Source organism: Austwickia sp. TVS 96-490-7B, from assembly GCF_019331795.1.
In the GTDB taxonomy this organism is placed as follows: domain Bacteria; phylum Actinomycetota; class Actinomycetes; order Actinomycetales; family Dermatophilaceae; genus Austwickia.
Genome location: NZ_JAHPZL010000035.1, coordinates 1 through 293 on the forward strand (window position 1 = coordinate 1; position 293 = coordinate 293).

Consider the following 293-nt stretch of genomic DNA (forward strand, 5'->3'; position numbering starts at 1 on the left):
GTTCTGCCATTTTCTTCAATGCATCGCCAGCACTTCCAACCGCGTTCATTTCAACCCAATGACCCAACAACATAATTAAAATTAATGTCGCGAGTTCCCAGAAAAAATCCATCGTATGACCTGTTGCATCACTGAAATGATTCAAATAAAAAGCATATAGACTGTAAATGTAAGCAACTGAAATACCTAACGTAACGAGCGTCATCATGCCCGGTTTTTTCGAAGCGATTTCACCTTTCGCGCCAACCAAAAACGGTTGCCCTCCGTAAATAAATAAAATGGTCGCAATGATT

At 40.3% G+C, this 293-nt stretch carries 1 pseudogene; it reads right to left on the reverse strand.

Going from position 1 to position 293, the window contains the following annotated elements:
* Window positions 1-293: pseudogene (locus tag KEM60_RS15625) on the reverse strand (heavy metal translocating P-type ATPase); the annotation flags it as partial.